Source organism: Kitasatospora sp. NPDC058063, from assembly GCF_042885395.1.
GTDB lineage: Bacteria > Actinomycetota > Actinomycetes > Streptomycetales > Streptomycetaceae > Kitasatospora > Kitasatospora lactacystinica.
Genome location: NZ_JBHVSD010000024.1, coordinates 1 through 24553, shown reverse-complemented (window position 1 = coordinate 24553; position 24553 = coordinate 1). Strand labels below are relative to the sequence as shown.

Below are 24553 nucleotides of genomic sequence, written 5' to 3'. Positions count from 1 at the left end.
CGGAGGACCTTCGGTGAACTCTCTCATTCCGCTGCTGGTGGCGGCTCCACTGGCCGGTGCCGCCCTGCTGCTGCTCGGCGGCCGGGTGCTGGACCGCTACGGCCACTGGCTGGCCACCGCGCTCGCGGCGCTCTCGTTCGGCTTCGGCCTGGCCCTGTTCTCGGACATGCTCGGCCGTGACGCCGAGCACCGGGCGCTCACCGTGCACCTGTTCAGCTGGATCCCGGTGAACGGCTTCCAGGCCGACTTCTCCTTCCTGCTCGACCAGCTGTCGATGACCTTCGTCCTGCTGATCACCGGCGTCGGCACGCTGATCCACCTCTACTCGGTGGGCTACATGGCGCACGACGAGCGCCGGCGCCGCTTCTTCGCGTACCTGAACCTGTTCCTGGCCGCCATGCTGCTGCTGGTGGTCGCGGACAACTACCTGCTGCTGTACTTCGGCTGGGAGGGCGTGGGCCTGGCCTCGTACCTCCTGATCGGCTTCTGGCAGCACAAGCCGAGCGCGGCGACGGCGGCGAAGAAGGCCTTCATCGTCAACCGGGTCGGCGACATCGGCCTGTCCGTCGCGATCATGCTGATGTTCGCGGAGTTCGGCTCCTTCGCCTTCGGCCCCGTCTTCGGCGGTGCGCACGAGGCGAGCGAGGGCAAGCTGACGGCGATCGGCCTGATGCTGCTGCTGGCGGCCTGCGGCAAGTCGGCCCAGGTGCCGCTGCAGTCCTGGCTGGGGGACGCGATGGAGGGCCCGACCCCGGTGTCGGCGCTGATCCACGCGGCCACCATGGTGACCGCGGGCGTCTACCTGATCACCCGTTCCTCGGCGATCTTCGACCTGGCGCCGGACGCGCAGACCGCCGTGGTGGTGGTCGGCGCGGTCACGCTGCTGTTCGGTGCGATCGTCGGTTGCGCCAAGGACGACATCAAGAAGGCGCTGGCCGGCTCGACCATGTCGCAGATCGGCTACATGGTGCTGGCGGCCGGGCTCGGTCCGATCGGCTACGTCTTCGCGATCATGCACCTGGTGACCCACGGCTTCTTCAAGGCCGGACTGTTCCTCGGCGCCGGGTCGGTCATGCACGGCATGAACGACGAGGTGAACATGCGTCACTACGGCGGCCTGCGGAAGTACATGCCGGTCACCTTCGTCACCTTCGGCCTCGGGTACCTGGCGATCATCGGCTTCCCGGGCCTGTCCGGCTTCTTCTCCAAGGACAAGATCATCGAGGCGGCCTTCGCCAAGGGCGGCACCGAGGGCTGGATCCTCGGGCTGTGCACGCTGGTCGGCGCGGCGATCACCGCGTTCTACATGACCCGGGTGATGGTGCTGACCTTCTTCGGCGAGAAGCGCTGGCAGCCGGCCGGTGGCACCGGCGGCTCCGCCGCGGGGGAGGGCGACCTGCCGCACCCGCACGAGTCGCCCAGGACCATGACGATCCCGATGGTCCTGCTGGCCTTCGGCTCGGTGTTCGCGGGCGGGCTGTTCGCCTTCAACGACTCCTTCCTGAAGTGGCTGGAGCCGGTCACCGGGCACGAGGAGGGCAACTCCCCGCTCGCCCCGCTGACCGTCACCCTGCTGACCACGGCCTGCATGCTGGCCGGTGTCGGCCTCGCCTACCTGATGTACGGGCGCTCGCCGGTCCCGGTGGTGCCGCCGGTCGGCTCCCCGCTCACCCGGGCCGCCCGCCGGGACCTGCTGCAGGACGACTTCAACCACGCGGTGCTGGTGCGGCCGGGCTCGGCGCTCGCCGCGGCGCTGGTCTTCTTCGACAGCCGCGGCCTGGACGGCGTGGTCAACGGCCTGGCCGCCGCGATCGGCGGGCTCTCCGGCCGGCTGCGGCGGATCCAGAACGGCTACGTCCGCTCCTACGCGCTCTCCATGTTCGGCGGCACGCTGGTGCTGGTCGCCACGACTCTCCTGATGAGGTCCACGTGATGACTCGTCCTGATATCCGTTGGGAGGGCAGGCCATGAGTGAGCGCAGCGAACGAACCGCCAAGCGGTGCGCGCGGACGGACGCCCCTGCCGGGCGCGGCGAGGTGGGCGCATGAGCGTCCTCCTGACCGCCACCTGCGCCGTGCCGGCGGCCGGCGCGGTGCTGACCGCGGCGCTGCCCGCCGGGTCCTCCGAGAGCCGGCGCCGGAACACCAAGGCCGTCGCGCTGGGCGTCTCGGCCGTCACCCTGGTGCTGGCCGCCGTGGTGGCGACCCGGTTCGACCCGCAGGGCGCCCGCTTCCAGCTGAACGAGTCGTACAGCTGGATCCGCTCCTTCGGTATCACCTTCTCGCTCGGCGTGGACGGCATCGGCGCGGTGCTCGCCCTGCTCACCGCCGTCCTCGTGCCGTTGGTGATCCTCGCCTCCTGGCACGACGCCGATCCGGGGCCGGCCGGTCCCGACGGCACCTTCGAGAACAGGAGGAGGACCCAGGGGTTCTTCGCCCTGATCCTGGCGGTGGAGGCGATGGTGGTCGTCTCCTTCTACGCCACCGACGTCTTCGTCTTCTACGTGTTCTTCGAAGCCATGCTGATCCCGATGTACTTCCTGATCGGCGGCTTCGGCGACCGGGCGGGCGGCCCCGAGTCGGCGCGTCAGCGCTCCTACGCGGCCGTGAAGTTCCTGCTCTACAACCTGCTCGGCGGCCTGGTGATGCTGGCGGCCGTGATCGGCCTGTACGTGATCGCGCAGGACCAGGGCTTCGGCACCTTCGACCTGCCGACGCTGACCTCGGCGATCGCCGACGGCCGGCTCCAGCTGACCGGCACCGCCGAGAAGGCGCTGTTCCTGGGCTTCTTCTTCGCCTTCGCGGTGAAGGCCCCGCTGTGGCCGCTGCACACCTGGCTGCCGAACGCGATGGGCGAGTCCACCGCCGGGACCGCGGTGCTGATCACCGCCGTGGTGGACAAGGTCGGCACCTTCGCGATGCTGCGCTTCTGCCTCGGGCTGTTCCCGGACGCCTCGAAGACCTTCGCCCCGGCGATCCTGGTCCTCGCGCTGATCGGGATCGTCTACGGCGCGCTGCTGGCGGTCGGGCAGAAGGACATCAAGCGCCTGGTGGCGTACGCCTCGATCTCGCACTTCGGCTTCATCATCATGGGCATCTTCGCCCTGACCAGCCAGGGCCAGAGCGGCGCCACCCTCTACATGGTCAACCACGGCCTGTCCACGGCGGCGTGGATGCTGGTGGCCGGCTTCCTGATCTCCCGTCGCGGTTCGCGGCTGATCGCCGACTACGGCGGTGTGCAGAAGGTCGCCCCGGTGCTCGCCGGGACGTTCCTGATCGGCAGCCTGGCCACCCTGTCGCTGCCCGGGCTCGCCCCCTTCGTCAGCGAGTTCCTGGTGCTCGTGGGCACCTTCACCCGCTACCCGGCGATCGGCGTCGTGGCCACCTTCGGCATCGTGCTGGCCGCGCTGTACGCCCTGCTGCTGTACCAGCGCACCATGACCGGCCCGGTGAAGGAGGGGGTGCGCACGATGCCCGACCTCAAGGCCCGGGAACTCGCCGTGGTCGGCCCGCTGGTGGCGCTGACCATCCTGCTCGGCGTCTACCCCAAGCCGCTCACCGACCTGGTCAACCCCTCGGTGAACGCGACGCTGTCGCAGATCCACCAGACCGACCCGGCGCCGGCCCACCCGGTCGCCGCCACCTCAGGAGGTGAGCAGAAGTGAGCGCCACCGCGATGCTCGCCGCCGCGGGCGGCAACACCCCCAGCATTCCGGCGCCGCACATCGAGTACGGCCAGCTCTCGCCGATGCTCGTGGTGTTCGCCGCCGCCGTGGCCGGTGTCCTGGTGGAGGCCTTCGTGCCCCGCCGGTACCGGCACTGGACCCAGGTGACGCTCGCGCTGGCCGGGCTGGTCGGCGCCTTCGTCGCCGTGGTGGTGCTGGCCGTGCAGAGCCACGGCTTCACCCGGATCGACCTGCTGGCCATGGAGTCCGTCGCGATGGACGGCCCGGCACTGTTCCTCCAGGGCGTGATCCTGCTGGCCTCCGTGGTCGCGGTGCTCACCTACGCCGAGCGCAGGCTGGAGCCGAAGGCCGGCGGCCTGCCCGCCGACGCCTTCGCCGCCCAGGCCGCCGCCACCCCCGGCGGCGAACAGGAGCGGGCCGCGGTCCGGGCCGGCTTCGCGACCAGCGAGGTCTTCCCGCTCACCCTGTTCGCGGTCGGCGGCATGCTGCTGTTCCCTGCCGCCAACGACCTGCTGACCATGTTCGTGGCGCTGGAGGTCTTCTCGCTGCCGCTGTACCTGCTGTGCGCGCTGGCCCGGCGCCGCCGGCTGCTCTCCCAGGAGGCGGCGGTCAAGTACTTCCTGCTCGGCGCCTTCGCCTCGGCGTTCTTCCTTTTCGGCACCGCGCTGCTGTACGGCTACGCGGGCAGCGTGAAGCTCGGGGACATCGGGGACGTCATCTCCGGCAAGGCGATGACCACCCCCGCGCAGCTGAGCACCACCCAGAGCGACGCGCTGGTGCTGACCGGCCTGGCGATGCTCGCGGTCGGCCTGCTGTTCAAGGTCGCCGCGGTCCCCTTCCACTCCTGGACCCCGGACGTCTACCAGGGTGCGCCGACCCCGGTGACCGGCTTCATGGCGGCGGCCACCAAGGTCGCGGCGTTCGGGGCCTTCCTGCGGCTGTTCTACGTGGCCTTCCCGGGCCTGCGGCTGGACTGGCGGCCGGTGATGTGGGGCGTGGCGATCCTGACCATGGTGGTGGGGGCGGTGCTCGCGGTGACCCAGCAGGACGTCAAGCGCCTGCTGGCGTACTCCTCGATCGCGCACGCCGGGTTCATCCTGACCGGCGTGATCGCCGTCAACAAGCAGGGCATCTCCTCGGTGCTGTTCTACCTGTTGTCGTACTCCTTCGTGACGCTCGGCGCGTTCGCCGTGGTCACCCTGGTGCGCGACTCCAAGGGCGAGGCGACCCACCTGTCCAGCTGGGCCGGGCTCGGGCGGCGCTCGCCGCTGGTGGCGGCGGTGTTCGCGCTGTTCCTGCTGGCCTTCGCCGGGATTCCGCTGACCTCCGGTTTCACCGGGAAGTTCGCGGTCTTCCAGGCCGCGGCCAGCGGCGGGGCGACCCCGCTGGTGGTCGTCGGTGTGCTGAGCTCGGCGGTGGCCGCGTTCTTCTACATCCGGGTGATCGTGCTGATGTTCTTCTCGGACCCGCAGCCGGGCGGCCCCACGGTGGCGATCCCGAGCGCCTTCACGGCGACCGCGATCGGGGTGGGGGTGCTGGTGACACTGGGTCTCGGGCTGCTCCCGCAGTACTTCCTCGACCTGGCGTCCAAGGCCTCGCTGTTCGTGCGCTGATCCTGGCGCACACCGCCTCCGACCAGGGCCCGTCCGGGCCGCGCCCAGTCCGCGCGGCCCGGACGGGTCTTTGTCGGGGGCCGGGGCCGGGGGAGTTCCGAGGACTCTCCCACCTTTATTTCCAGCCGAATTCGCCCCCACCGCCGTCCGGCCCGCACAGCCGCCCTGACCAGGGCATCAGGCCCGATCATGACAGGATCCGCACGCCCGTGCAGTGATCCACTCACGACCGGATACCCTGCCTGTATGGCCAGCGGCGGCACTCAGGGACCAGGCCGCTAGATCGACCAGGGACAGAGGAGTGGTCTTCGTGACCGTCGTGGAACCCTTCGGGCTCAGCGTGCAGGACCGCGACCTGACCCGGGATGTCCAGGCCGGACTGGACGCGGTGGAGGCGGCGCTCGGCGAGGCCGTCAAGTGCGACGTCCCGTTCATCACCGTCACCGCCAGTCACCTCCTCGAAGCCGGCGGCAAGCGCTTCCGTCCGCTGCTCCTGCTGCTGGCCGCCCAGTTCGGCGACCCGGGGGCGCCCGGTGTGGTGCCCGCCGCCGTGGTGGTCGAGCTGACCCACCTGGCCACGCTGTACCACGACGACGTGATGGACGAGGCGCCGGTGCGCCGGGGTGCCCCGAGCGCCAACTCCCGCTGGGACAACTCGGTCGCGATCCTCACCGGCGACTTCCTGTTCTCCCGCGCCTCCCAGGTGCTCGCCGACCTCGGCCCGGAGGCCGTGCGGATGCAGGCCGAGGCCTTCGAGCGGCTGGTGACCGGTCAGATCCTGGAGACCCGCGGCCCCGGTCAGGACATGGACCCGCTGCTGCACTACCTGGACGTCCTGGAGGGCAAGACCGGCTCGCTGATCGCCGTCTCCTGCCGGATAGGAGCGCTGATGGCCGGTGCCGAGCGCGAGCTGGTGGACACCCTCGGCGAGTTCGGCGAGCGGATCGGCATCGCCTTCCAGCTGGCCGACGACGTGCTCGACATCGCCAGTGACGGCCACGAGTCCGGCAAGACCCCCGGTACCGACCTGCGCGAGGGCGTGCCGACCCTGCCGACCCTGCTGCTGCAGCAGATGCCCGTCGACCCGGCCGACCCGGCCGACGCCCGGCTGCGCGAACTGCTCGACCAGGACCTCTCCGACGACGACCTGCACGCCGAGGCGCTGCGCCTGCTGCGCGCCCACCCGGCGCTGGAGCGCGCCCGCGCCGAGACCCTGCGCCGGGCCGAGGAGGCCAGGGCGCTGCTGGCCCCGCTGCCGGACTGCGCCGCCAAGGCCGCCCTGGAGGGGCTCTGCGACGCGGTGGCGATCCGCACCATGTGAGCCCCCGGGCTCGTCCGGGCCGGGCCGCGGTGCGGCCGGGCCGGGACGCACCGCACCGACTCCGGGATGGGGGAGACTGACTCCCGTCAGCACACGCCTGCCGGGAAGGTCGTTATGCGTCGCGTCGTCATAGCCGAGGACTCCGTACTTCTGAGGGAGGGACTGACCCGGCTGCTCACCGATCGAGGCATGGAGGTCGTCGCCGGGGTCGGGGACGGCGAGGCCCTGGTGAAGACCATCCACGAGCTGGCGGCGGCCGACGCCCTGCCGGACGTCGTGGTCTCCGACGTGCGGATGCCGCCGAGCCACACCGACGAGGGGCTGCGGGCCTGCGTGGAGCTGCGCGGCCGTTACCCGCAGCTGGGTGTGCTGGTGCTGTCGCAGTTCGTGGAGGAGCGCTACGCCTCCGAGCTGCTGGCCGGTTCCACCCGGGGCGTCGGCTACCTGCTCAAGGACCGGGTCGCCGAGGTGCGCGAGTTCGCCGACGCGGTGGTCCGGGTCGCCGATGGAGGCACGGCGCTGGACCCGGAGGTGGTGCAGCAGCTCCTCAGCCGCAGCCGCAAGGGCGACGTTCTGGCCAATCTCACGCCGCGCGAGCGCGAGGTGCTCGGGCTGATGGCGGAGGGCCGCACCAACGCGGCGGTGGCCAGGCAGCTGGTGGTCTCCGACGGCGCGGTGGAGAAGCACGTCAGCAACATCTTCCTCAAGCTGGGGCTGGCTCAGAGCTCGGAGGACCACCGCCGGGTGCTGGCGGTGCTCACCTACCTCAACTCCTGACGCACCGCTCCGTGGCCGGGGCTCCCCGGGGGCGCGCCCCCGGGGAGCGCATCTCGGCCATGCGCCTCCGAGGTGCTCGCGTCCGCCCGCCCGAGCCGGAATGATCTCCGGCGGGCGGGCGTTGTTGCTCACGTGCGGTATGGCCGCGGGCCGGTGAAATTGCTGCCGTGGTTCCGGCCGCCGTCGTGTCGGCCCGCATAGGATGCGAGAGGTGCACCAGGCGGACGGGGCACGGGGCCGCGCCCGCGGTGGTGTGCCCACGAGGAGGTCCGCGGCAGTGACCAGTCAGGTCGATCAGTCAGAGGCAGTGGACGGCCCGGACGGCGACGAGGCCCGCGCCGGGAACGGCGCCGCGCGCTCGGGTGCGGCCGCTCCCGCCGGACCCCCCGCTCCGGGCGGCCCTCCGGTGAAGCCGGGCAAGCCCATCCGCAGACTCGATCGGGTGATCATTCGCTTCGCCGGCGACTCCGGTGACGGCATGCAGCTGACCGGTGACCGGTTCACCTCGGAGACGGCGTCCTTCGGCAACGACCTGTCCACGCTGCCGAACTTCCCGGCCGAGATCCGGGCGCCCGCCGGCACCCTGCCGGGCGTCTCCTCCTTCCAACTGCACTTCGCGGACCACGACATCCTGACCCCGGGCGACGCCCCGAACGTGCTGGTCGCGATGAACCCGGCCGCCCTGAAGGCGAACCTGCCGGACCTGCCGCGCGGCGCCGAGATCATCGTCAACACCGACGAGTTCACCAAGCGCGCGCTGGCCAAGGTCGGTTACCCGGCGGACCCGCTGACCGACGGTTCGCTGGACGGCTTCCACCTGCACAAGGTGCCGCTGACCGCGCTGACCCTGGAGGCGCTCAAGGACAGCGGCCTGGCCCGCAAGGACGCGGAGCGGGCGAAGAACATGTTCGCCCTGGGCCTGCTGTCCTGGATGTACCACCGGCCCACGCACGGGACGGAGTCGTTCCTGCGCACCAAGTTCGCCAAGAAGCCGCAGATCGCCGAGGCGAACATCAGCGCCTTCCGGGCGGGCTGGAACTTCGGCGAGACCACGGAGTCCTTCGCGGTCTCCTACGAGGTGCCGCCGGCCAGGCTCCCGGCCGGGCGCTACCGCAACATCTCCGGCAACCTCGCGCTGTCCTACGGGCTGATCGCCGCGGCGAAGCGCTCCGGCCTGCCGCTGTACCTGGGCTCGTACCCGATCACCCCGGCCTCGGACGTGCTGCACGAGCTGAGCCGGCACAAGAACTTCGGGGTGCGCACCTTCCAGGCGGAGGACGAGATCGCCGGCGTCGGCGCCGCGCTCGGGGCCGCCTTCGGCGGGGCGCTCGGGGTGACCACCACCTCCGGGCCGGGGGTCGCGCTGAAGTCGGAGGCGATCGGCCTGGCCGTTTCGCTCGAACTGCCGCTGCTGATCGTGGACATCCAGCGCGGCGGCCCGTCCACCGGCCTGCCGACCAAGACCGAGCAGGCGGACCTGCTGCAGGCGATGTTCGGCCGCAACGGCGAGGCGCCGGTGCCGATCGTCGCCCCGGCCACGCCCGCGGAGTGCTTCGACGCGGCACTGGAGGCGGCCCGGATCGCGGTCACCTACCGCACCCCGGTGTTCCTGCTCTCGGACGGCTACCTGGCCAACGGCTCGGAGCCCTGGCGGATCCCCGTCGTCGACGAACTGCCGGAGATCGACCCGCAGTTCGCGACCGGCCCGAACCGCGAGGACGGCGCCTTCTGGCCGTACCTGCGCGATCCGCGGACGCTGGCCAGGCCCTGGGCGGTGCCCGGCACGCCCGGCCTGGAGCACCGGATCGGCGGCATCGAGAAGCAGGACGGCACCGGCAACATCTCCTACGACCCGGCCAACCACGACTTCATGGTCCGCACCCGGCAGGCCAAGATCGACGGCATCACGGTGAAGCCGGTCGAGGTGGACGACCCGACCGGCGACGCCCGGGTGCTGGTGATCGGCTGGGGTTCGACCTACGGGCCGATCACCGCCGCGGTGCGCCGGGTGCGCGCGGACGGCGGCGAGGTCGCCCAGACGCACCTGCGCAACCTCAACCCGTTCCCGGCCAACCTGGGCTCGGTGCTGCGGAGTTACGAGAAGATCATCGTGCCCGAGATGAACCTGGGGCAGCTGGCCCTGCTGCTGCGGGCGAAGTACCTGGTGGACGCCGAGTCCTACAACCAGGTGCGCGGGCTGCCGTTCAAGGCCGCCCAGTTGGCGGACGTGCTGTGGGCCGCGATCGGCACCCTGGACGAGGAGGACCACCGATGAGCGAGCACGCCTTCCCGTCCCTGAAGCTGGTGCCCAAGGCCGAAGGGCCGCAGAGCGCCCGGGACTTCAAGACCGACCAGGAGGTGCGCTGGTGCCCCGGCTGCGGGGACTACGCGATCCTGGCGGCGGTGCAGTCCTTCATGCCGGAGCTGGGCATCAAGCGCGAGAACACGGTGTTCGTCTCGGGCATCGGCTGCTCCTCGCGCTTCCCGTACTACATGAACACCTACGGGGTGCACTCGATCCACGGCCGGGCGCCGGCGATCGCGACCGGGCTGGCCACCGCGCGCCAGGACCTGAGCGTCTGGGTGGTGACGGGTGACGGCGATGCGCTGTCGATCGGCGGCAACCACCTGATCCACGCCCTGCGGCGGAACGTCAATCTGAAGATCCTGCTGTTCAACAACCGTATCTACGGCCTCACCAAGGGCCAGTACTCACCGACCAGTGAGGTCGGCAAGATCACCAAGTCCACCCCGATGGGCTCGCTGGACGCGCCGTTCAACCCGCTGTCGCTGGCGATCGGCGCCGAGGCCACCTTCGTCGCGCGCACCATCGACTCGGACCGCCAGCACCTCCAGTCGGTGCTGCGGGCGGCCGCCGAGCACCGGGGCACGGCGCTGGTGGAGATCTACCAGAACTGCAACATCTTCAACGACGGCGCCTTCGAGGTGCTGAAGGACCCCGGCAGCCGGGACGAGGCGCTGATCCGGCTGGAGCACGGGCGGCCCGTCCGCTTCGGCACGGACCTGGCGAACGGCGTCTTCCGGGGGCCGGACGGCGAGCTGTTCACCGCCCCGGTCACGGCGGAGAACGAGGCGGACGTCCTGGTCCACGACGCGCACGCGGCCGGCCCCGCCGCCGCCTTCGCACTCTCCCGGATCGCCGACGCGGACACCCTGCACCACACCCCGATCGGCGTGCTGCGCAGCGTCGAACGGCCGGTCTACGACGAGCTGATGGCGGACCAGCTGGCCACCGCCGCCACCCAGCGCGGCGAGGGCGACCTGGCCGCGCTGCTCGCCGGCAACGACACCTGGACGGTGGACTGACCGCCCCGCCGTCCGGTCCGAGCGAGCGGCGCCCCCTGTCCCGGCCGGGACAGGGGGCGCCGTCGTCATTTCCTGTCGCTCGTCATTTCCTGCCGCGCGTCGTGGCCCACCGCTCGTCGTTGTCTACTGCTCGGCCCACTCGACCAGCTCGACCAGCACGCCGTTCGGGTCGGTGACCTGGAAGAGCTTCTCGCCCCAGGGCTCCTCGCGCAGCGGGAGGGTGATCGGGACGCCCTCGGCGCGCAGCCGCCGTTCCTCGGCGGCGATGTCCTGGACGACGAACGCCAGGATCACGCCGTCCGCGATCCGGTGGCGCTGCTCCTCCGGCAGGACTTCGAGGCCGCGCCGCAGGTAGACGACGTTGACCCCGCCGCCCGGGTGCCCGAGCGAGGCGAAGCCGTCGGCCGACATCTCCTCGGTGTAGCCGAAGTGCCGCTGGAGGAAGGCGGCGGAAGTGGTGACGTCCTCGACGGTCAGGGAGACGGCGGTCCTGGTGATCTGCAAGGCGGAGAACCCTTTCGTCGGCGTTCGGGCGTTATCCCGTACGCAGTACACTATACATAGTACGGAGAATTGCGCCAGGGGTTTCCGCGAGGACCCCTCCGGGCCGGAACGGCCGAGGGAGGCTCCCCGGGCGGGGAGCCTCCCTCGGACGGCCGATGCGGAGCGGGTCAGTAGACGCAGGGGATGCCGCCGTCGGCCTGGGCGTCGACGGCGGGGCCCTGCATGGGCAGATTGGCGGCCGGATCGGCCGGGGCGCCGCCCGCGGGGGTGGCGGGTTCGTCGGCGGCGACGCCGGTGAAGGTGGTGCCGAGGGTGACGACGACGTGGTCGGCGGCGGCGCTCGCGGACTCGGTGGCCGTCACGCCGTAGCGGGCCGCGATCTGCTCGGCGGCCTCCTTGGCGCCCTTGCCGTAGACGACCGTGGTGGTCTTCGGCCGGGTGCCGGCCGACCCGGTGCGGCCCTCCTTGAAGCCCAGGCCCGCCAGGGCCTTGGCCTCGGCGGCGGAGGTCACGCCGGCGGCGGAGGAGGCGTTGAAGACGTCGACCGTGACGGGCCTGGCGGAGGTCGCGGTCGGGGTCGGCGTCGGTGCCGCGGTCGGCTGGGCCGGTGCGGGGGCCGCCCCCGGGGCCGGGTCGGCCGGGGCCGGCGGCGCGGCGGCGTCGGCGTAGCCGAAGAGCTGCTTGACCACCTTCTGGACCTTCGCCGGGGTCACCAGGTTGACGTCCTGGCCGTTCCTGGTGCCGAACCCGTCGAAGGTCAGGGTGTTGAACTCGACGTTGCCGCCGGTGAGGTTGGGGGCCTGCTGGGCGAAGTCGAGCACGTTCCACTCGTTGTCGATCACCAGGTCCTTCTGCATGACGCCCATCAGCTCCTGCATCTTGCCGAGGTCGCCGATCACGCCCTTCTGCTTGAGGTTGTGCACGACCGAGGAGATGAAGGCCTGCTGGCGGTGGGTGCGGGCGAAGTCGCCGGAGTTGCCGTCCGGGCCGTCGAGGTTGTGGCGCTGGCGGACGAAGGAGAGCGCCTGCGAGGCGTTGAGCTTGTTGACGCCCTTGTGGAAGTCGGCACCCGAGCCCTGGCCCTCCATGGCCGGGTCCCTGGTGTCGTGGGTGAGGCAGACCTCGATCGGCTGGAGGGCCTTGGCGATGTCGTAGAAGCCCATCAGGTTGACCTCGGCGATGTGGTCGATGGGCTGGTCGAGGAACTTCTGCACGGTGCGGATGGTGGCCGCGCGGCCGATGTCCCGGCCGGCCTTCTCCAGGTCGGCGCCCTTGAGGCCCTTGGCGCGCAGGCCCGCGTCGGCCTTGTCCTTGGCCGCGCCGTAGGCCTCCTTGATCTTGGCCATGCCCAGCTGGGAGCCGTCGGCGCCGTAGGTCATCACATAGTCGTCGCGGGGTATCGAGACGGCCTGCACCTTGCCGCCGTTCGCCGGGATGTGCAGCAGGATCAGGGAGTTGGTGTTGTAGCCGCCGATGTCGGAGCTGTGGCCGGCGTGCAGTTCGTCCTGGACGAACTCGGGCGGCAGGTCCGTGCCGTCCATGTTCTTGCGGCTGTCCAGGCCGATCAGCAGCAGGTTGACCGAGTTGTCGAGGTGCTTGGGCGCGTCCTTCTTGGTCTCGGCGATGACGCCGGAGGTGGTCATCCCGTCGGTGAGCTGCTTGTACTCGTACCAGACCACCCCGCTGGCGGCGAACACCGCGAACCCCACGGTGCAGGCCACTGCCCGGCCCGCGATCAGCACGGGGGAGGGGCGGCGGGCCGCGGCAGGTCCGTCGGTTCCGGCCTTGTCAGCCATGCTGCCTCCTCCTTGCCCGGACCAGCCGGAACGCGATCACGACGACGGCCGCGACGGCGGCCTCGGCCATCACGGGAAAGCCGTGCACCACCCACTTGGCGGCGCCGGTGGCCAGGGCCTTGCCCTGGTACCGGTCGCGGTGGGCAGCCAGCTCGACGGCGGCCGTCACCCCCAGGACGACCAGCGGCGAGGCGGCGAGCACCCACCACCAGCCGTTGCGGCCGCTCAGCGCCGCCGCCAGGCCGGTGCCGAGCACCGCGGCCACCGCGAAGGCCAGGCCCATCCCGGGGCCGGAGAGTTCGTCGACCGCGGCGCCGGCCAGCGGCAGTCCGACGGCGAGTGCCACCGGCAGTGCGGGACCGCCGGGCAGGGGGCGTATGTGTCCGGCGGGTCCGTCCGCCGCCCGTCGGCGCGCCCGCTTGTCGGCCGACCGTCCTCGTTGCCCCGCCACGCCCTCACCCCGGTGTTCCCGTGCTCCGCGCGCCACGGTGGCGCCTGCGCCGCGTGCCGACCGTCCGGTCCGTCCGGTCCCGGGCCGGTCCTCGTCCGGGCCGTGGGCCCGTCGTCCGTCGTTCCGGAACTCTGTTCGTGGCGCTGCCAGTTCCGGACGCCGGTTTCCGGCCAACTGGTTCCCGCCCGGCCGCCCGTGATCGGGGGAGGCGCTTCCGTATCACCTCTACACGGGTGTAGAAGTCGTACGCAGCATAGAGCACACGTGTTCGGCGGCAAGTCCGGGTCCGCCGCGACCCGGATAAACTGCACCGGGTAGTTTCTGGGCGGTCGGCCGACGTGCCGGCGGAAGAGGAGAGGGCCGTGGCGACGACGGGCGGAGCGGGGCGGCCGGAGAAGCGCAAGGCGATCACGCGGGCCGCGACGACGGTGTTCGGGCGCGAGGGGTACGTCCGGGCCAGCATGGACGCGATCGCGGCCGAGGCCGGGGTGTCCAAGCGGACGGTCTACAACCACTTCGCCGACAAGGAGACCCTCTTCCTGTCGGTGGCCCTGCAGAACTCGGCGGAACTGACCGAACGCATCCGGGAGTTGATGGCGAAGTACCTCGACCGGGTGGTGGAGCTGCGCCAGGACCTGATCGACTTCGCCGTCCAGCGGGCCCGCGCCGTCCTGTCCGCCGGGGAGCACGGGGCGCTCGGCCGGGCGATCCGGGCCGAAGTGGCCAACATCCCGGCGGACGTCCTGGAGGCCTGGCTGGAGGCCGGGCCGATCGCCTCCCAGCGCGACCTCGCGCAGCACTTCGCCGCGCTCGCCGAGCGCGGGCTCCTCACGGTCGAGGACGCCGCGCTGGCCGCCGAGCAGTTCACGCTGCTGACCTTCCACGGCATCGCCGAGCGCTCCTTCTGGGGCGCCCTCCCGGTGGCGGACGAGGAGGTCGAGCGGATCGCGGCGGCCGGTGTGGACGCCTTCCTGCGGATCCACGGCGCGTCGTCGTCGGCGTCGTCGCCGACGGCACGGAGCTGACGGCACGGGGCTGGGCAGGTCCGGGCGGGGGCGGCAGTGCGCCGCCCCCGCCCGGACCACCCGGGCATCACTTCCAGTTGAGGCCCTTGCCGAGGGTGTACGGCTCGCCCCAGTACTCCGCGCCCGCGACCTTGGAGGCCTCCGGGGACATCGCCACCGCACAGGACGTGGCGGACTGGCCGTTGGTGAAGCCCTTGGGCAGCGACTCGCTCTTGCACTTGGGGAAGGAGCCGATGACCATCAGCTCCTGCGCCTCGGTGCCGTCCGCCAGCAGGCCCTTCATGTGGTTGACGCTGGTGTAGGACAGGTCGGTGCCGCCGGCGTTGGTGACCTTGTAGTGGATGTAGTACGGCACCAGCCCCTTGGCCTTGTCGCCCAGGTTGAGCGAGGTGAGGTCGGCCGGGTCGCCCTTCTCGATCGAGGTGACCGCGAGCGCGATGGTGCCCTTGGTGCTGCCCGAGCTGAACGGGATGGTGGCGGCGTCGCCGAGCTTCAGGGTGGTCCCGGCCGCCGGGGCGCTGCCGGCCGGCGCGGGCGCGGCGGCCGTACCGGAGGCGGTGCCGCCCGCCGGGACGGAGGCCGAACCGGGGGCGGCCGGGGTGGTGGCCGCGGCGCTCGGCGAGGCGGCCTGGGTGGCGGGCGCACCGGTCGCCGGCGGGGTCGTCGCGGTGTCGGACGACGAGGCGTCGTCGTTGCAGGCGGTCAGGGTGAGCGCGCCGACAGCGGCCAGCGAGGCCAGGGCCAGGGCGTGGCGACTGCTGCGGATGGGCTTCACGTGTGGATCCCCCGTGGTTGCGGACCCCCGGTCCCGGCGGTCCTCCTGAGGGACGTTCATAGCGCAGCGCGAACGATCGGGACCATGGGTTCGGCGCCGCTTTGACACGCTCGTGACGAGTCCCTGGCGCGGCCGTGACAAGGGATATCGACTCGTGATCCGCCGCCCGGCCGGGCGGCGGCGAGACGCGGCCCGGGGCCGGTGCGGGGGCTGTGGGGCGCCGGTGCGGGGCGGGTGAGGGGCGCGTGGAGGAGCCGTGACCGGTCGCTCGCGATCCGGTCCGCCGCGGTCCGGCGTCCGGGACGCGGTGCCCGGGCCGCGGCGTCCGGGACGCGCCCTATGAGGTGGCGCCGAGCACCAGCTCGTTGTACGTGGCGACGGTGGTGAAGCCGAGCCGCTCGTACAGCCGGATCGCCGGGGCGTTGTCGGTGCGGACGTTCAGGCCCAGGTGGTCGGTGCTCGCGGCCAGCCGGCGGCAGAGCGCGGTGACGCAGGCCCGGGCGAGGCCGCGGCCGCGGGCGTCGGGGTGGGTGGTGACGTTGCCGAGCACGGCGACCCGCTGGGCGGGCGAGTGGACGTGCACCCCGGCGACGGCCAGCAGCCGGCCGTTCTCGCGGACGCCGACGTAGCCGCCGCCGGCCAGCATCCGGGGGTCGAACCAGGAGTCGGGGTAGGACTCGGCGAGCAGGGCGCGGACGCCGTCGACGTCGGCGAGGCCCAACGGCCGGGTCTCGTGGGTGTCCTCGGCCGGGAGCTCCGCCGTGAGGAGCATCCGCAGCAGCGGGGTCCGGCGCTCGACCGCGTAGTCGGGTGCGAGCGCCCGCTCGGCGCCGTCCGGCAGCCCGGCCGTGAACCGGCGGGGGAGGAAGGGGCGGAGGTCGCGCAGCAGCGCCTCCAGCGGGGGGAGGCCGGCGGGCCGGGCGAAGGCGAGCAGGACGGGGGTGTCGCCGCCGCTGTAGAGCAGTGCGACCGGTCCGTGCCCGGCGTCGGGAGCGGCGGTGTACCAGGTGGTGTTGGGCCAGAGGGTGTCGTCCAGGTCGCCGAGCTCGAAGAGGTGCAGCGCCGGATCGGTGCGGAAGCGGGCGGCGAGCGCGGCGCGGTCGTGCAGGCTGATGAGGGGCACGCGGACGAGGATAGGCCCGGTCCGCTCGACGTCGAGGAGCGGACCGGGCCCGGTGGTTCGTCAGCCCAGCAGCCAGCGCTGGGCCGGGTCGCCGGTGTTGCAGGAGGTCACCCCGGTGGCCTGGCCGCCGCCGTTGGAGGTGAGGCACTGCCCGGTGGCCGCGCTGATGATCATGTACCAGCCGCGGTCGTTGTCGGTCAGCAGCCACTTCTGGTTGGCCGGCATCCAGTCGCCGGTCGGCCGGTTGAGGCCGTCCAGCCCGCCGGGGGTGTCCCAGAGGCGGACCGCGCCCGAGCCGGTGTCGAGGTCGACGACCTTGCCCTGCCCGTGCGAGATCGCCGTGGTGCCGTCGCAGTACTTCCAGAACGACCAGGTCTGCGCGGGCGACTGGTTGGCCGGATAGATGATGATCGGCTGACCGTTGGCCTCGACGTTGTGGAACAGGTCGAGCGCGCCGGCCCCGGAGCCGTTGTTCACGGCCGTCATGCCCCCCACGGACGGCGACAGGTCGCAGGCGCCGGCCTGCGCCGCCTGTGCGGCGGGCGCGCCCGCCACGACCGCCCCCGCGACGGCCGCGACGGTCCCGACCGAGGCGAGGAGCCTGCGGGTACGGATGATGGTGCTCATCGGTTTCTCCTTCTGGTGAGGTGGGTGTGCCGTGTGCCCGGCGTCAGCCGCGCGGGACCGCGAGCGCGGCCCACTGCTTGGGGCCGGGGACGCCGTCGGCGTCCGCGCCCGAGTCGCCGAGCTTGTGCTGCCAGTTGCGGAAGGACTCGCGGTCGGCGCCGGACCACTCGGGCCCCGGGCCCTCGGCGTAGGCGGAGCAGCCCTCGGCGACGAGGCGCTCTCCCATCCGGGTGATGACGTCGCTGTTCTGGCCGTCGTGGAAGAAGTCGGCGCCGGGGAAGGGCTCGTAGCCACCGTCGCCGTCGCCGCCGGCCGCCGGGGCGGTGCCGGACGGGGCGCCGCCGGCGGGGCTGTCGTCGGCGGACGCCTCCTGCCCGAAGTAGAGCGCCCCGGACCGGTCCTTCCACTGCGGATCGGCGAGGACGACGCCCTCGGCGAAGTCCGGGATGCCGTAGCCGTGGACCCAGTCCGAGTGGCGCTCACGGGTCTTGAGGTAGACGCCGTCGCCCTCGGAGCTTCCCCCGTCGTTGGTGTTGCCCTCGACGGTGGTGATGGTGGAGCTGGTGTAGGCGACGCAGATGCCGGTGTGGCTGCCGCCGCCGGGCCCGAAGAAGACCTGGCCGCCGATGACCGGGTACTCGGTGAAGCGGTCGCGCTCCTTGAACCAGGCGACGCCCTCCGCGCAGGAGGCGCTCACCGGGAAGCGCCCGTCGTTGCCGGACTGCTCGGCGCACCAGGCGACGAAGGTGGCGCACCAGGCCTCGCCCTGGGACCACTCCAGGCCGGCGACGGCGGGGGAGAACTTCTGGATGTTGTTCCAGTGCCCGCCGCTGCGGCCCTCGTGGTAGCCGACCTCGTCTCGGGCGATGCGGATCAGGTCCGCCGCGTTCGAGGACATGGGTAGGGACTCCTTGCTGCTGGAAGGGTGCCGGTCGGGGTCTCAGGCCTTGCCGAAGGTCTGCACGTAGCGGCCCCAGTTGCCGCGCTGGCGGGGCGCGTAGCCGATGCCGATGAAGTTGTAGTCGGGGTTGAGGATGTTCACCCGGTGGCCCGGGCTGTTCATCCACATCTGCATCGCCTCCGGCACGCTGTTGCTCGGGGTGACGTTCTCGGCGGAGGCCCGCGAGGAGAAGCCGGCGGCCGCGATGCGGTCCCAGGGGCTGCTGCCGTCGGTGCCGTTGTGCTGGGTGAGGTCGTGCGAGGCCATGTCGTTGGCGTGGCGCTGGGCGGCCGCGCTGAGGCGGTCGTCCAGGCGCACCGGCGGGGCGCCGACCCGGCCGCGCTCGGCGTTGACGGAGTTCAGCATCTCGGTGCGGAAGTCACCGCCGCCGCCGCCGCCGGGCTGCGGCTGGGGCTGGGGCTGCGGCTGGGGCTGCTGCTGGCCGCCGCTGCCGGCGCTCCCGGCCGGGACGAGCTGCCAGCGCTGCGCCGGGTTGCCGTCGTCCTGCTTGGCCAGGGTGAGGGGCGAGCCCGGGGCGGCGGCGGTGAGGAAGAGCATGCCGTCGTTGGTGCGGGTGGTGCGGATGCGCACCCAGTCGTTGTCGAGGGGCTCGAAGCACCAGTGCTGGTTGGGCTGGTTGTGCTCGTTGTAGAGCCAGGTCTGGCCGATGGAGTAGTTGAAGTCCATGACCATGGCCTGGCCGCCTGCGTGCCGCCCGGTGGTCAGCAGGGTCTCCAGGAGGAAGCTGCCGTTCTCCTTGGCCCAGAAGGTCCAGCCCTGGGCAGTGGTGCCGTTGGGGCCCCAGGACTGGATGGCGGTGCCGGCGGTGGTCTGGCTGGAGCGGAGGTCGGCGACGGTTCCGTTGGCGGACTTGAGCGTCCAGTTCTGACCGTGCTGGGGGAGCGTGGGCATGGTTGCGCCTCTCGTCTGTGGTGTCGCCCCGGGCCGCAACCGCTGCGGCCCGGGGCCTGACGAGAGAGACGTTCCGGCACTGCGGTAGACGGTCGGTCAACGCGCGTAGTGCACCTCCGCGTTGATACCGCGTCTACCGCTCCAGCAGCCCCCTGACCTGCTCGGATTCCTCCTTGAGCCCCAGCCGCTCGTACACCTCCAGGGCGTCCGTCAGACAGGCCCGGGCCTGGCGCGGGCGGCCGAGGCCGGTGAGCGCGGTGCCGAGGGTGCGCAGCAGGGCGGCCTCCAGGGCGGCGCTGGTGCGGCGGGCGAGCGGGAGGACGGCCTCGGCGGCGTCGACGGCGAGCAGCCAGCGGCCGGCCTCGGCGTGGATGCGGGCGGCGAGGTCCCCGGACGCGGCGGCGAAGACGGTGACCTGGAGGGCGGCGAACTCCTCGCGGGCGCCGACGGCGTGGGCGAGCGCCGCCTCCGGGTCGCCGCACAGCCGCAGTACCCGGGCGAGGTAGTAGCGGCCGGTCGCGGCGGAGACCGGGCCGGAGTCGCTCATCAGGCGGGCGCAGCGTTCGGCGGCGTCCCGGGCCTCGTCGAGGCGTCCGGTCTGGGCCGCGCTGAAGGCGAACTCGCCGAGCGCGCTGCCCTCGGAGCGTCCGGCGTCCAGGCGGCGGAACAGCCCCGCGGCGCGGCCGGCGTGCTCGGCGGCCTCGGCGTAGCGGCCGTGGACGCGGGCATTGCCGCCGAGGGTGAGCAGGGCCTTGGCGAGGACCCGTTCGGTGCCGGTGGCGGTGCAGATGTCGACGACCCGGCGGATCTCCTCCGCGGACTCGGCGTAGCGGTTGACGTGCCAGAGCATGGAGCCGCGCACGTACCGGGCGAGGGCGTGCGGGCCGTGGTCGCCGCGGGCCTCGGCCTCACCGGCGAGGCGTTCGGCGAGGTCGGCGATGACGGTGGTCTGGGTGCGTTCGGCGAGCACCGAGCTCATCCGGTCGGCGAGTTCGGCGGCGCGGTCGAGCGGCACGGCCGGGTCGGCGCAGCTCAGGGCGATGACGGCGGCGTGCACCTCGGCCTGCTCGCGCATCCAGCGCACGGCTTGCGCGCCGTCGGCGACCGGTCGGCCGGGGTGGGACACGGCCGCGTCGAGCAGGCTGAGCTCGACCGGGTCGGGCCTGCGGGCGGCGAGGTCGGCGTTGCGGGCGCTGGCGAGGCAGAAGTCGAGCAGCCGGTCGGTGGCGGCGGTGCTCTCGGCGGCACCGTCCTCCTCGGCGAGCCGGCCGCGGGCGTAGGCACGGACGAGGTCGTGGAACCCGTAGCGGCCGAAGCGCGGGGAGTGCAGGAGATTGAGGTCGACGAGGGTTTCGAGCAGCTCTCCGGTCTCGGCCTCGGTGCGGTCGAGCAGGGCGGCGGCGCAGGGCAGCGGGACGTCGGGGGCGTCGGGCAGGGAGAGCAGCCGGAACGCGCGGGCGAGTTCGGCGTCGAGGCGGCGGTAGGAGAGCGCGAAGGTGGCTTCGACGGTCCGTTCGCCGTCGCTGAGTTCGGCCAGCCGGTGCTCGCGGCGAAGCCCTTCGGTGAGCGCGGCCAAGCTGAGGGAGGGGTCGGCGGCGAGCCGGGAGGCGACGATGCGGACGGCGAGCGGCAGCAGCCCGCACGCCCGGACGACCTGTTCGGCGGCCCCGGGCTCGGCGGCGACGCGTTCGGCGCCGACGATCAGGGTGAACAGCTCCAGCGCCTGCTCGGGCGGCAGGGTGTCCAGGCGCAGCTGGTGGGCCCCGGCGAGGCCGGTCAGCCGGTGACGGCTGGTGACGAGGACCGCGCACCCGGGTGAGCCGGGCAGCAGCGGTTCGACGTGGCCGGTGGTGGCGGCGTTGTCGAGGACGACCAGGACGCGCCGCCCGGCCAGGGCCGAGCGGTAGAGCGCGCTGCGTTCGCCGGTGTCCGGCGGGATCTCGCCCGGGTCGACGCCGAGGTCCCGCAGGAAGCCGGCGAGCACCGTGCCGGGGTCGGGCGGGGTGCGGTCGGCGCCGCGCAGGTCGGCGAAGAGCTGTCCGTCGGGGAAGCGGTCGCGGACCCGGCGGGCCACGTGCACCGCGAGGGTGGTCTTGCCGACGCCGCCCATGCCGTCCAGGGCGGAGACCACGACGGCCCGGCCGCCGGCGCCGGCGAGGCGGTCGGCGAGGGTCTCGGCCTCCTCGGTGCGGCCGGTGAAGTCGGGCAGGCCGGACGGGAGCTGGTCGGGCGCCTGCCAACTGTCGGTTTCGGCGGCGGCCGGTTCGGTCGGGCCGGCGGTGGCGTTCGCGGGCAGCAGGGAGGCGTCCTCGCGCAGGATGCGCAGCTGGAGCCCGGCCGGTCCGTCCTCGCCCGGCGGGAGCCAGGCGCGGGCGTCCTCGTACACGGCGAGCGCCTCGGCCTTGCGCCCGGCCTGGTAGAGGGCGCGCATCAGGAGGGCGGTGAGCCGGGGGCGGCCGGGGTGCTCCAGGGCGAGGGCGGCCGCCGCGGCGGTGAGGTCGGTGCGGTCGCCGAGGTCGGCGTCCAGCTCCAGTTCCGTCTCCTTGGCCGAGACCCGCTGTTCGGTCAGGTGGGCGCGGACGGCCTCGGCGTGCGGCCCGGGCAGTCCGGCCAGTGCCTCGCCGACCCACATCCGGTGGGCGCGGCGCAGCACCTCCCGGACCTCCTGCGGCGGCGCGTCCGCGTCGCGCAGCCGTCGGGCCTCGGCCAGCAGGGCGTCCCACGCGGCCGAGTCCAGCTCGGCCCCGGCCGCCTTGAACGCGTAGCCGTCGCCGACCCGGACCAGCGGCATCCGCTCCGGGTCGTCCCCGGCGTACGGCCGGAACGCGGCGCGCAGCCTGGAGACGGCGAGCTGGACGGCCTTGCGCGGGTCGGCCGGTGCGGCCCCGCCCCACACCCCCTCGACCAGCACCGGGACGGCCACCGTCCGCCCGGCCGCGCCCAGCAGGACGGCGAGCACGGCCCGCTGCTGCGGCCTGCCCAGTTCCAGCTCCTGCTCCCCGTACCAGGCCCGCAGTGGTCCCAGCAGTCCGAACCGCAGTCCGGACCCCCCGATGTCACCCATGTCCCGTCCCCGTCCCGTCCCCGAAAGCCGTTCTGTGCCGGGATCCCGCCAGTTCCGGCCGGACGGCGGGGCCCCCATACCCCGGCGGCCTATTCTCTGTCACAGATTGTGTACCGGATCGATGTCTTTCGAGAGGTGGGCGGTGGGGCTCGATTTCAGCCTGCTGGGTCCGCTGCGGGCCCGGTGCGAGGGCCGTGAGCTCGACCTCGGCCGGCCGCAGCAGCGGGCCGTGCTCGCGGCGCTGCTGATCCCGCCGGGACAGCTGGTGTCCACGGATCGGCTGGTCGAGGACCTGTGGGGGGCGGACGACACCCGCTGGCCGAAGGATCCGGTCGGGCAGATCGGCACGCACATCCACCGCCTGCGGCGTGCCCTGGGCACGCCCGGACTGCTGGTCGGGACGGCGGGCGGCTACCGGCTGGAGGTGCCGCGCACGGCGGTGGACCTCTTCCGTTACGAGGCCGCGGTGGCCGAGGCCATTGCGCTGCGTCACCATGACCCCTTGCGGGCACGCGAGTCGCTGGCGCGGGCACTGGGTTCCTGGGAGGGGCAGCGCGCCCTGGACGGGGTGCCCGGGGCGTTCGCCGAGCGGGTCCGGGAGCGGCTCGCGGCGGGGCGGTTCGCGGCGGTGAAGGCACTGCTCGGCCTGGACCTGGCGCTCGGCCGGCACGCCGAGGCGCTGGATCCGCTGGCCGGGCTGGCGGCGTCGTACCCGCAGGACGAGGAGGTGCACCGGCTGCACCTGCTGGCGCTGCACCGCTGCGGCCGTACGGCGGAGGCGCTGGCGGGGTACGAGGCGCTGCGGGAGCGGCTGGACGGGGAGCTCGGGCTCGAACCCGCCCCGGCGCTGGTCGAACTGGCCGAGCAGATCCGGCGCGGCGAGACCCCGGTGCTGCTGCGGCGGCTGCCGAGGCCGTGTCAGCTGCCGCCGGACATTCCGGACCTGGTCGGGCGGGCGGCGCAGGTGCGGGAGGCGGAGCGGGCGCTGCGGGCGGGCGGCAGGCCGGTGCTGGGGCTGTCGGGCCCGGCGGGCTGCGGCGCGTCGGCGCTGGCGGTGCATGTCGCCCACGCCGTCCAGGACGCCTTCCCGGACGGGCAGCTGTACGCGGGCAGGCAGCTGTACGCGGGCGGCGGCGGCTCCGGCGCGGTGCTGGCCGGCTTCCTGCGGGCGTTGGGGGATCGCGCGGACTCCTCGGCCGGCCTCGACGAGCTGTCCGCGCGCTACCGCGCGGCACTCACCGGGCGTCGGGTGCTGGTGCTGCTCGACGGGATGGCCGAGCCGGGGCCGCTGCTGCCGGCTGCGCCCGGCTGCGCCGCGGTGGTGGCGGGCGCGGAGCCGGGCGCGCTGCCCGGGGACGCCGTGCGGCTGGCGGTGGGACCGCTGGAGCCGCACGACGCCTACGAGCTGCTCGCCCGGATCGCCGGCGCGGAGCGGGTCCGGCGGGAGCCGGAGGCGGTGGCCGAGGTGGCCGCGCTCTGCGGCCACCTGCCGGTGCTGCTGCGGACGGCGGCGGAGCGGCTGGCCGCCCGGCCGCGGTGGACGGTGGCCGACCTGGTCAGCTGGCTCGCGCTCCGGGGGGACGCGCCGGGGAGACCTCAGTAGAGGTCGGAGGAGAAGAAGACCGAGCCCGGGCCGGAGAAGGGGCCGCGGTCGGAGGAGTGCGCGAGCCGGGGGATGATGCCGCCGCCCCAGTAGACGCCGGAGGTGCCGTTGACGGTGACGGTCAGCTTGGCGTGCGGGTGGCCGGCGGTGCCGGACGACCAGCAGGCGTAGCCGTTGGCGGCGTAGACGACGAAGTTGCCGTCGACCTGCATGACGGCCTTGTAGCCGCAGCCGACGGTGTTGCTGGCCATCTTGACGTCGGTGCCGAACTGGTAGACGACGAAGTTGCCGTCGGGCTGCATGATCATCCTGGTGGAGCCGGACTCGATGTACCAGCCCGGGTAGAGCGGCTCGTCGTCCCAGATCGAGACGTGGTCGGTGGCCCGGTCGATCGCCGCCTCCGCGGTGCCGGTGGAGGCCACGGCCCCGGCCAGTGCGAGCGCGGTGGTGGCGGTGGCCAGGGCGATCTGCCGGAGGGCCTTCATCGTCTTCATGTCCCCGTGTACCTCGTGGTTCTCTCGTGCGATCGCGCCGCCAGGTCCTCGGGGCGCGGTGTGGCACGAGCTTGGGGGAGGGCGGTAGACAAACGATGAACGCCGGCGTTCATCGGCGTCCGGGGGTGGGGCGGGGACGGGACGGAGCGGAGCCGGGCAGGGGCGTTTGGCTTGGGCCCGGAGTAGGAGTACTGTCTCCTAGTCGCCTGACAGGGAGCACCGGACACGCAGCTGCGCGGACGGTCCCGGGGTGGCCAATCCTCTGAAACACCACTTCCCGGTTCGGGCCGGGTCGCTTCGCCTGCGTGCGTCGTGGCCTGGTGCGTATTCGGTGTGCTCGTTTTATTGGGTTGCGGTCGGATTCGCTTTTCGGAGCGGGGATCGGCTAGAGTTTGAAACGTCGGACAGGGCGTCAAGCCCCGGAAGACACCGGCGAGTTGGATGAACGAAGCCCCGGAAACGGAGCGGAAAACATCTGATAAGCTGGAAACACGAAAGAACGAAGCCCGGAGGGTC

Annotated in this window: 19 protein-coding genes; 9 read left to right on the top strand and 10 right to left on the bottom strand. The window is 72.7% G+C overall.

All coding sequences use genetic code 11. The features are described 5' to 3' along the window. The first annotated feature begins 13 nt into the window (after positions 1-13). The 7 genes from nuoL to ACFVUY_RS32810 all read left to right on the top strand — a co-directional run bounded on the left by nuoL (position 14) and on the right by ACFVUY_RS32810 (position 10723). Positions 14-1933, top strand: a complete 1920-nt coding sequence (nuoL, locus tag ACFVUY_RS32840; RefSeq protein ID WP_387691484.1) for an NADH-quinone oxidoreductase subunit L — start codon at positions 14-16, stop codon at positions 1931-1933. A 111-nt stretch (positions 1934-2044) separates the two neighbouring features. After that, on the top strand, positions 2045-3664 hold the full coding sequence (locus ACFVUY_RS32835; protein WP_387735923.1) for an NADH-quinone oxidoreductase subunit M: 1620 nt from the start codon (positions 2045-2047) through the stop codon (positions 3662-3664). Positions 3665-3675: 11 nt separating this feature from the next. Beyond that, positions 3676-5298: an NADH-quinone oxidoreductase subunit NuoN gene (gene nuoN / locus ACFVUY_RS32830; RefSeq protein ID WP_387736058.1), complete on the top strand. Its 1623-nt coding sequence runs from the start codon at positions 3676-3678 to the stop codon at positions 5296-5298. Positions 5299-5608: 310 nt separating this feature from the next. Continuing rightward, entirely contained in the window at positions 5609-6619 is a 1011-nt protein-coding gene (locus tag ACFVUY_RS32825) for a polyprenyl synthetase family protein (RefSeq protein ID WP_359902275.1), read from the top strand. Positions 6620-6733: 114 nt separating this feature from the next. Next, complete coding sequence (locus ACFVUY_RS32820) at positions 6734-7396, top strand: response regulator transcription factor (RefSeq protein WP_359902278.1); 663 nt, start codon at positions 6734-6736, stop codon at positions 7394-7396. Between the two features lie 406 nt (positions 7397-7802). Continuing rightward, positions 7803-9671, top strand: a complete 1869-nt coding sequence (locus tag ACFVUY_RS32815; protein ID WP_387691661.1) for a 2-oxoacid:acceptor oxidoreductase subunit alpha — start codon at positions 7803-7805, stop codon at positions 9669-9671. Beyond that, complete coding sequence (locus tag ACFVUY_RS32810) at positions 9668-10723, top strand: 2-oxoacid:ferredoxin oxidoreductase subunit beta (protein ID WP_387735920.1); 1056 nt, start codon at positions 9668-9670, stop codon at positions 10721-10723. Before ACFVUY_RS32815 ends, ACFVUY_RS32810 begins: the two co-directional genes overlap by 4 nt. A 123-nt stretch (positions 10724-10846) precedes the next feature. On the opposite strand, the gene ACFVUY_RS32805 is transcribed toward ACFVUY_RS32810, so the two are convergent. From ACFVUY_RS32805 to ACFVUY_RS32795, 3 genes are all read right to left on the bottom strand, one after another. Beyond that, the gene (locus tag ACFVUY_RS32805; protein ID WP_387735917.1) at positions 10847-11227 is read right to left on the bottom strand and encodes a VOC family protein; all 381 of its coding nucleotides are present in this window, start codon (positions 11225-11227) and stop codon (positions 10847-10849) included. 167 nt (positions 11228-11394) lie between these two features. Beyond that, complete coding sequence (locus ACFVUY_RS32800; protein WP_387735914.1) at positions 11395-13023, bottom strand: LCP family protein; 1629 nt, start codon at positions 13021-13023, stop codon at positions 11395-11397. Then, complete coding sequence (locus ACFVUY_RS32795; protein ID WP_387691473.1) at positions 13016-13369, bottom strand: DUF6542 domain-containing protein; 354 nt, start codon at positions 13367-13369, stop codon at positions 13016-13018. Before ACFVUY_RS32795 ends, ACFVUY_RS32800 begins: the two co-directional genes overlap by 8 nt. Positions 13370-13836: 467 nt before the next feature. Between ACFVUY_RS32795 and ACFVUY_RS32790 the strand changes: the two genes are divergently transcribed. Beyond that, complete coding sequence (locus tag ACFVUY_RS32790) at positions 13837-14499, top strand: TetR/AcrR family transcriptional regulator (RefSeq protein ID WP_387735911.1); 663 nt, start codon at positions 13837-13839, stop codon at positions 14497-14499. A gap of 67 nt (positions 14500-14566) precedes the next feature. Here the strand turns inward: ACFVUY_RS32790 and ACFVUY_RS32785 are convergent, their stop codons facing one another. The 6 genes from ACFVUY_RS32785 to ACFVUY_RS32760 form a co-directional block, all read right to left on the bottom strand. Continuing rightward, positions 14567-15274 (bottom strand): hypothetical protein, encoded by a 708-nt coding sequence (locus tag ACFVUY_RS32785; RefSeq protein WP_387735909.1) that lies wholly within the window; start codon positions 15272-15274, stop codon positions 14567-14569. 337 nt (positions 15275-15611) lie between these two features. Further along, the gene (locus ACFVUY_RS32780; RefSeq protein WP_387691467.1) at positions 15612-16397 is read right to left on the bottom strand and encodes a GNAT family N-acetyltransferase; all 786 of its coding nucleotides are present in this window, start codon (positions 16395-16397) and stop codon (positions 15612-15614) included. Between the two features lie 60 nt (positions 16398-16457). Continuing rightward, a complete protein-coding gene (locus ACFVUY_RS32775) occupies positions 16458-17024 on the bottom strand; it encodes an RICIN domain-containing protein (RefSeq protein WP_387735907.1) in 567 nt (188 codons plus the stop codon). Positions 17025-17067: 43 nt separating this feature from the next. Beyond that, positions 17068-17922: a peptidoglycan-binding protein gene (locus ACFVUY_RS32770; protein WP_387735905.1), complete on the bottom strand. Its 855-nt coding sequence runs from the start codon at positions 17920-17922 to the stop codon at positions 17068-17070. A 42-nt stretch (positions 17923-17964) separates the two neighbouring features. After that, positions 17965-18876 carry a CAP domain-containing protein gene (locus ACFVUY_RS32765; RefSeq protein ID WP_387735903.1) on the bottom strand — a complete coding sequence of 304 codons (912 nt, stop codon included), beginning with the start codon at positions 18874-18876 and terminating at the stop codon, positions 17965-17967. A gap of 133 nt (positions 18877-19009) precedes the next feature. Continuing rightward, the gene (locus ACFVUY_RS32760) at positions 19010-21940 is read right to left on the bottom strand and encodes a BTAD domain-containing putative transcriptional regulator (RefSeq protein ID WP_387735901.1); all 2931 of its coding nucleotides are present in this window, start codon (positions 21938-21940) and stop codon (positions 19010-19012) included. 121 nt (positions 21941-22061) lie between these two features. Here ACFVUY_RS32760 and ACFVUY_RS32755 point away from each other — a divergent pair, with 121 nt between their 5' ends. Next, on the top strand, positions 22062-23543 hold the full coding sequence (locus ACFVUY_RS32755) for a BTAD domain-containing putative transcriptional regulator (protein WP_387735898.1): 1482 nt from the start codon (positions 22062-22064) through the stop codon (positions 23541-23543). On the opposite strand, the gene ACFVUY_RS32750 is transcribed toward ACFVUY_RS32755, so the two are convergent. After that, positions 23537-24037, bottom strand: a complete 501-nt coding sequence (locus ACFVUY_RS32750) for a hypothetical protein (RefSeq protein WP_387691455.1) — start codon at positions 24035-24037, stop codon at positions 23537-23539. The two genes, ACFVUY_RS32755 and ACFVUY_RS32750, sit on opposite strands and share 7 nt — an antisense overlap. Positions 24038-24553 lie beyond the last annotated feature (516 nt).

Bases quoted from the DNA above. Each gene is read 5' to 3' on its own strand.
- ACFVUY_RS32835 (WP_387735923.1), top strand. From the start codon at position 2,045: ATGAGCGTCCTCCTGACCGCCACCTGCGCCGTGCCGGCGGCCGGCGCG.
- ACFVUY_RS32810 (WP_387735920.1), top strand. From the start codon at position 9,668: ATGAGCGAGCACGCCTTCCCGTCCCTGAAGCTGGTGCCCAAGGCCGAA.
- ACFVUY_RS32755 (WP_387735898.1), top strand. From the start codon at position 22,062: ATGTCTTTCGAGAGGTGGGCGGTGGGGCTCGATTTCAGCCTGCTGGGT.
- ACFVUY_RS32775 (WP_387735907.1), bottom strand. From the start codon at position 17,024: ATGAGCACCATCATCCGTACCCGCAGGCTCCTCGCCTCGGTCGGGACC.
- ACFVUY_RS32765 (WP_387735903.1), bottom strand. From the start codon at position 18,876: ATGCCCACGCTCCCCCAGCACGGTCAGAACTGGACGCTCAAGTCCGCC.
- nuoN (WP_387736058.1), top strand. From the start codon at position 3,676: ATGCTCGCCGCCGCGGGCGGCAACACCCCCAGCATTCCGGCGCCGCAC.
- ACFVUY_RS32800 (WP_387735914.1), bottom strand. From the start codon at position 13,023: ATGGCTGACAAGGCCGGAACCGACGGACCTGCCGCGGCCCGCCGCCCC.
- ACFVUY_RS32770 (WP_387735905.1), bottom strand. From the start codon at position 17,922: ATGTCCTCGAACGCGGCGGACCTGATCCGCATCGCCCGAGACGAGGTC.
- ACFVUY_RS32750 (WP_387691455.1), bottom strand. From the start codon at position 24,037: ATGAAGACGATGAAGGCCCTCCGGCAGATCGCCCTGGCCACCGCCACC.
- ACFVUY_RS32820 (WP_359902278.1), top strand. From the start codon at position 6,734: ATGCGTCGCGTCGTCATAGCCGAGGACTCCGTACTTCTGAGGGAGGGA.
- ACFVUY_RS32760 (WP_387735901.1), bottom strand. From the start codon at position 21,940: ATGGGTGACATCGGGGGGTCCGGACTGCGGTTCGGACTGCTGGGACCA.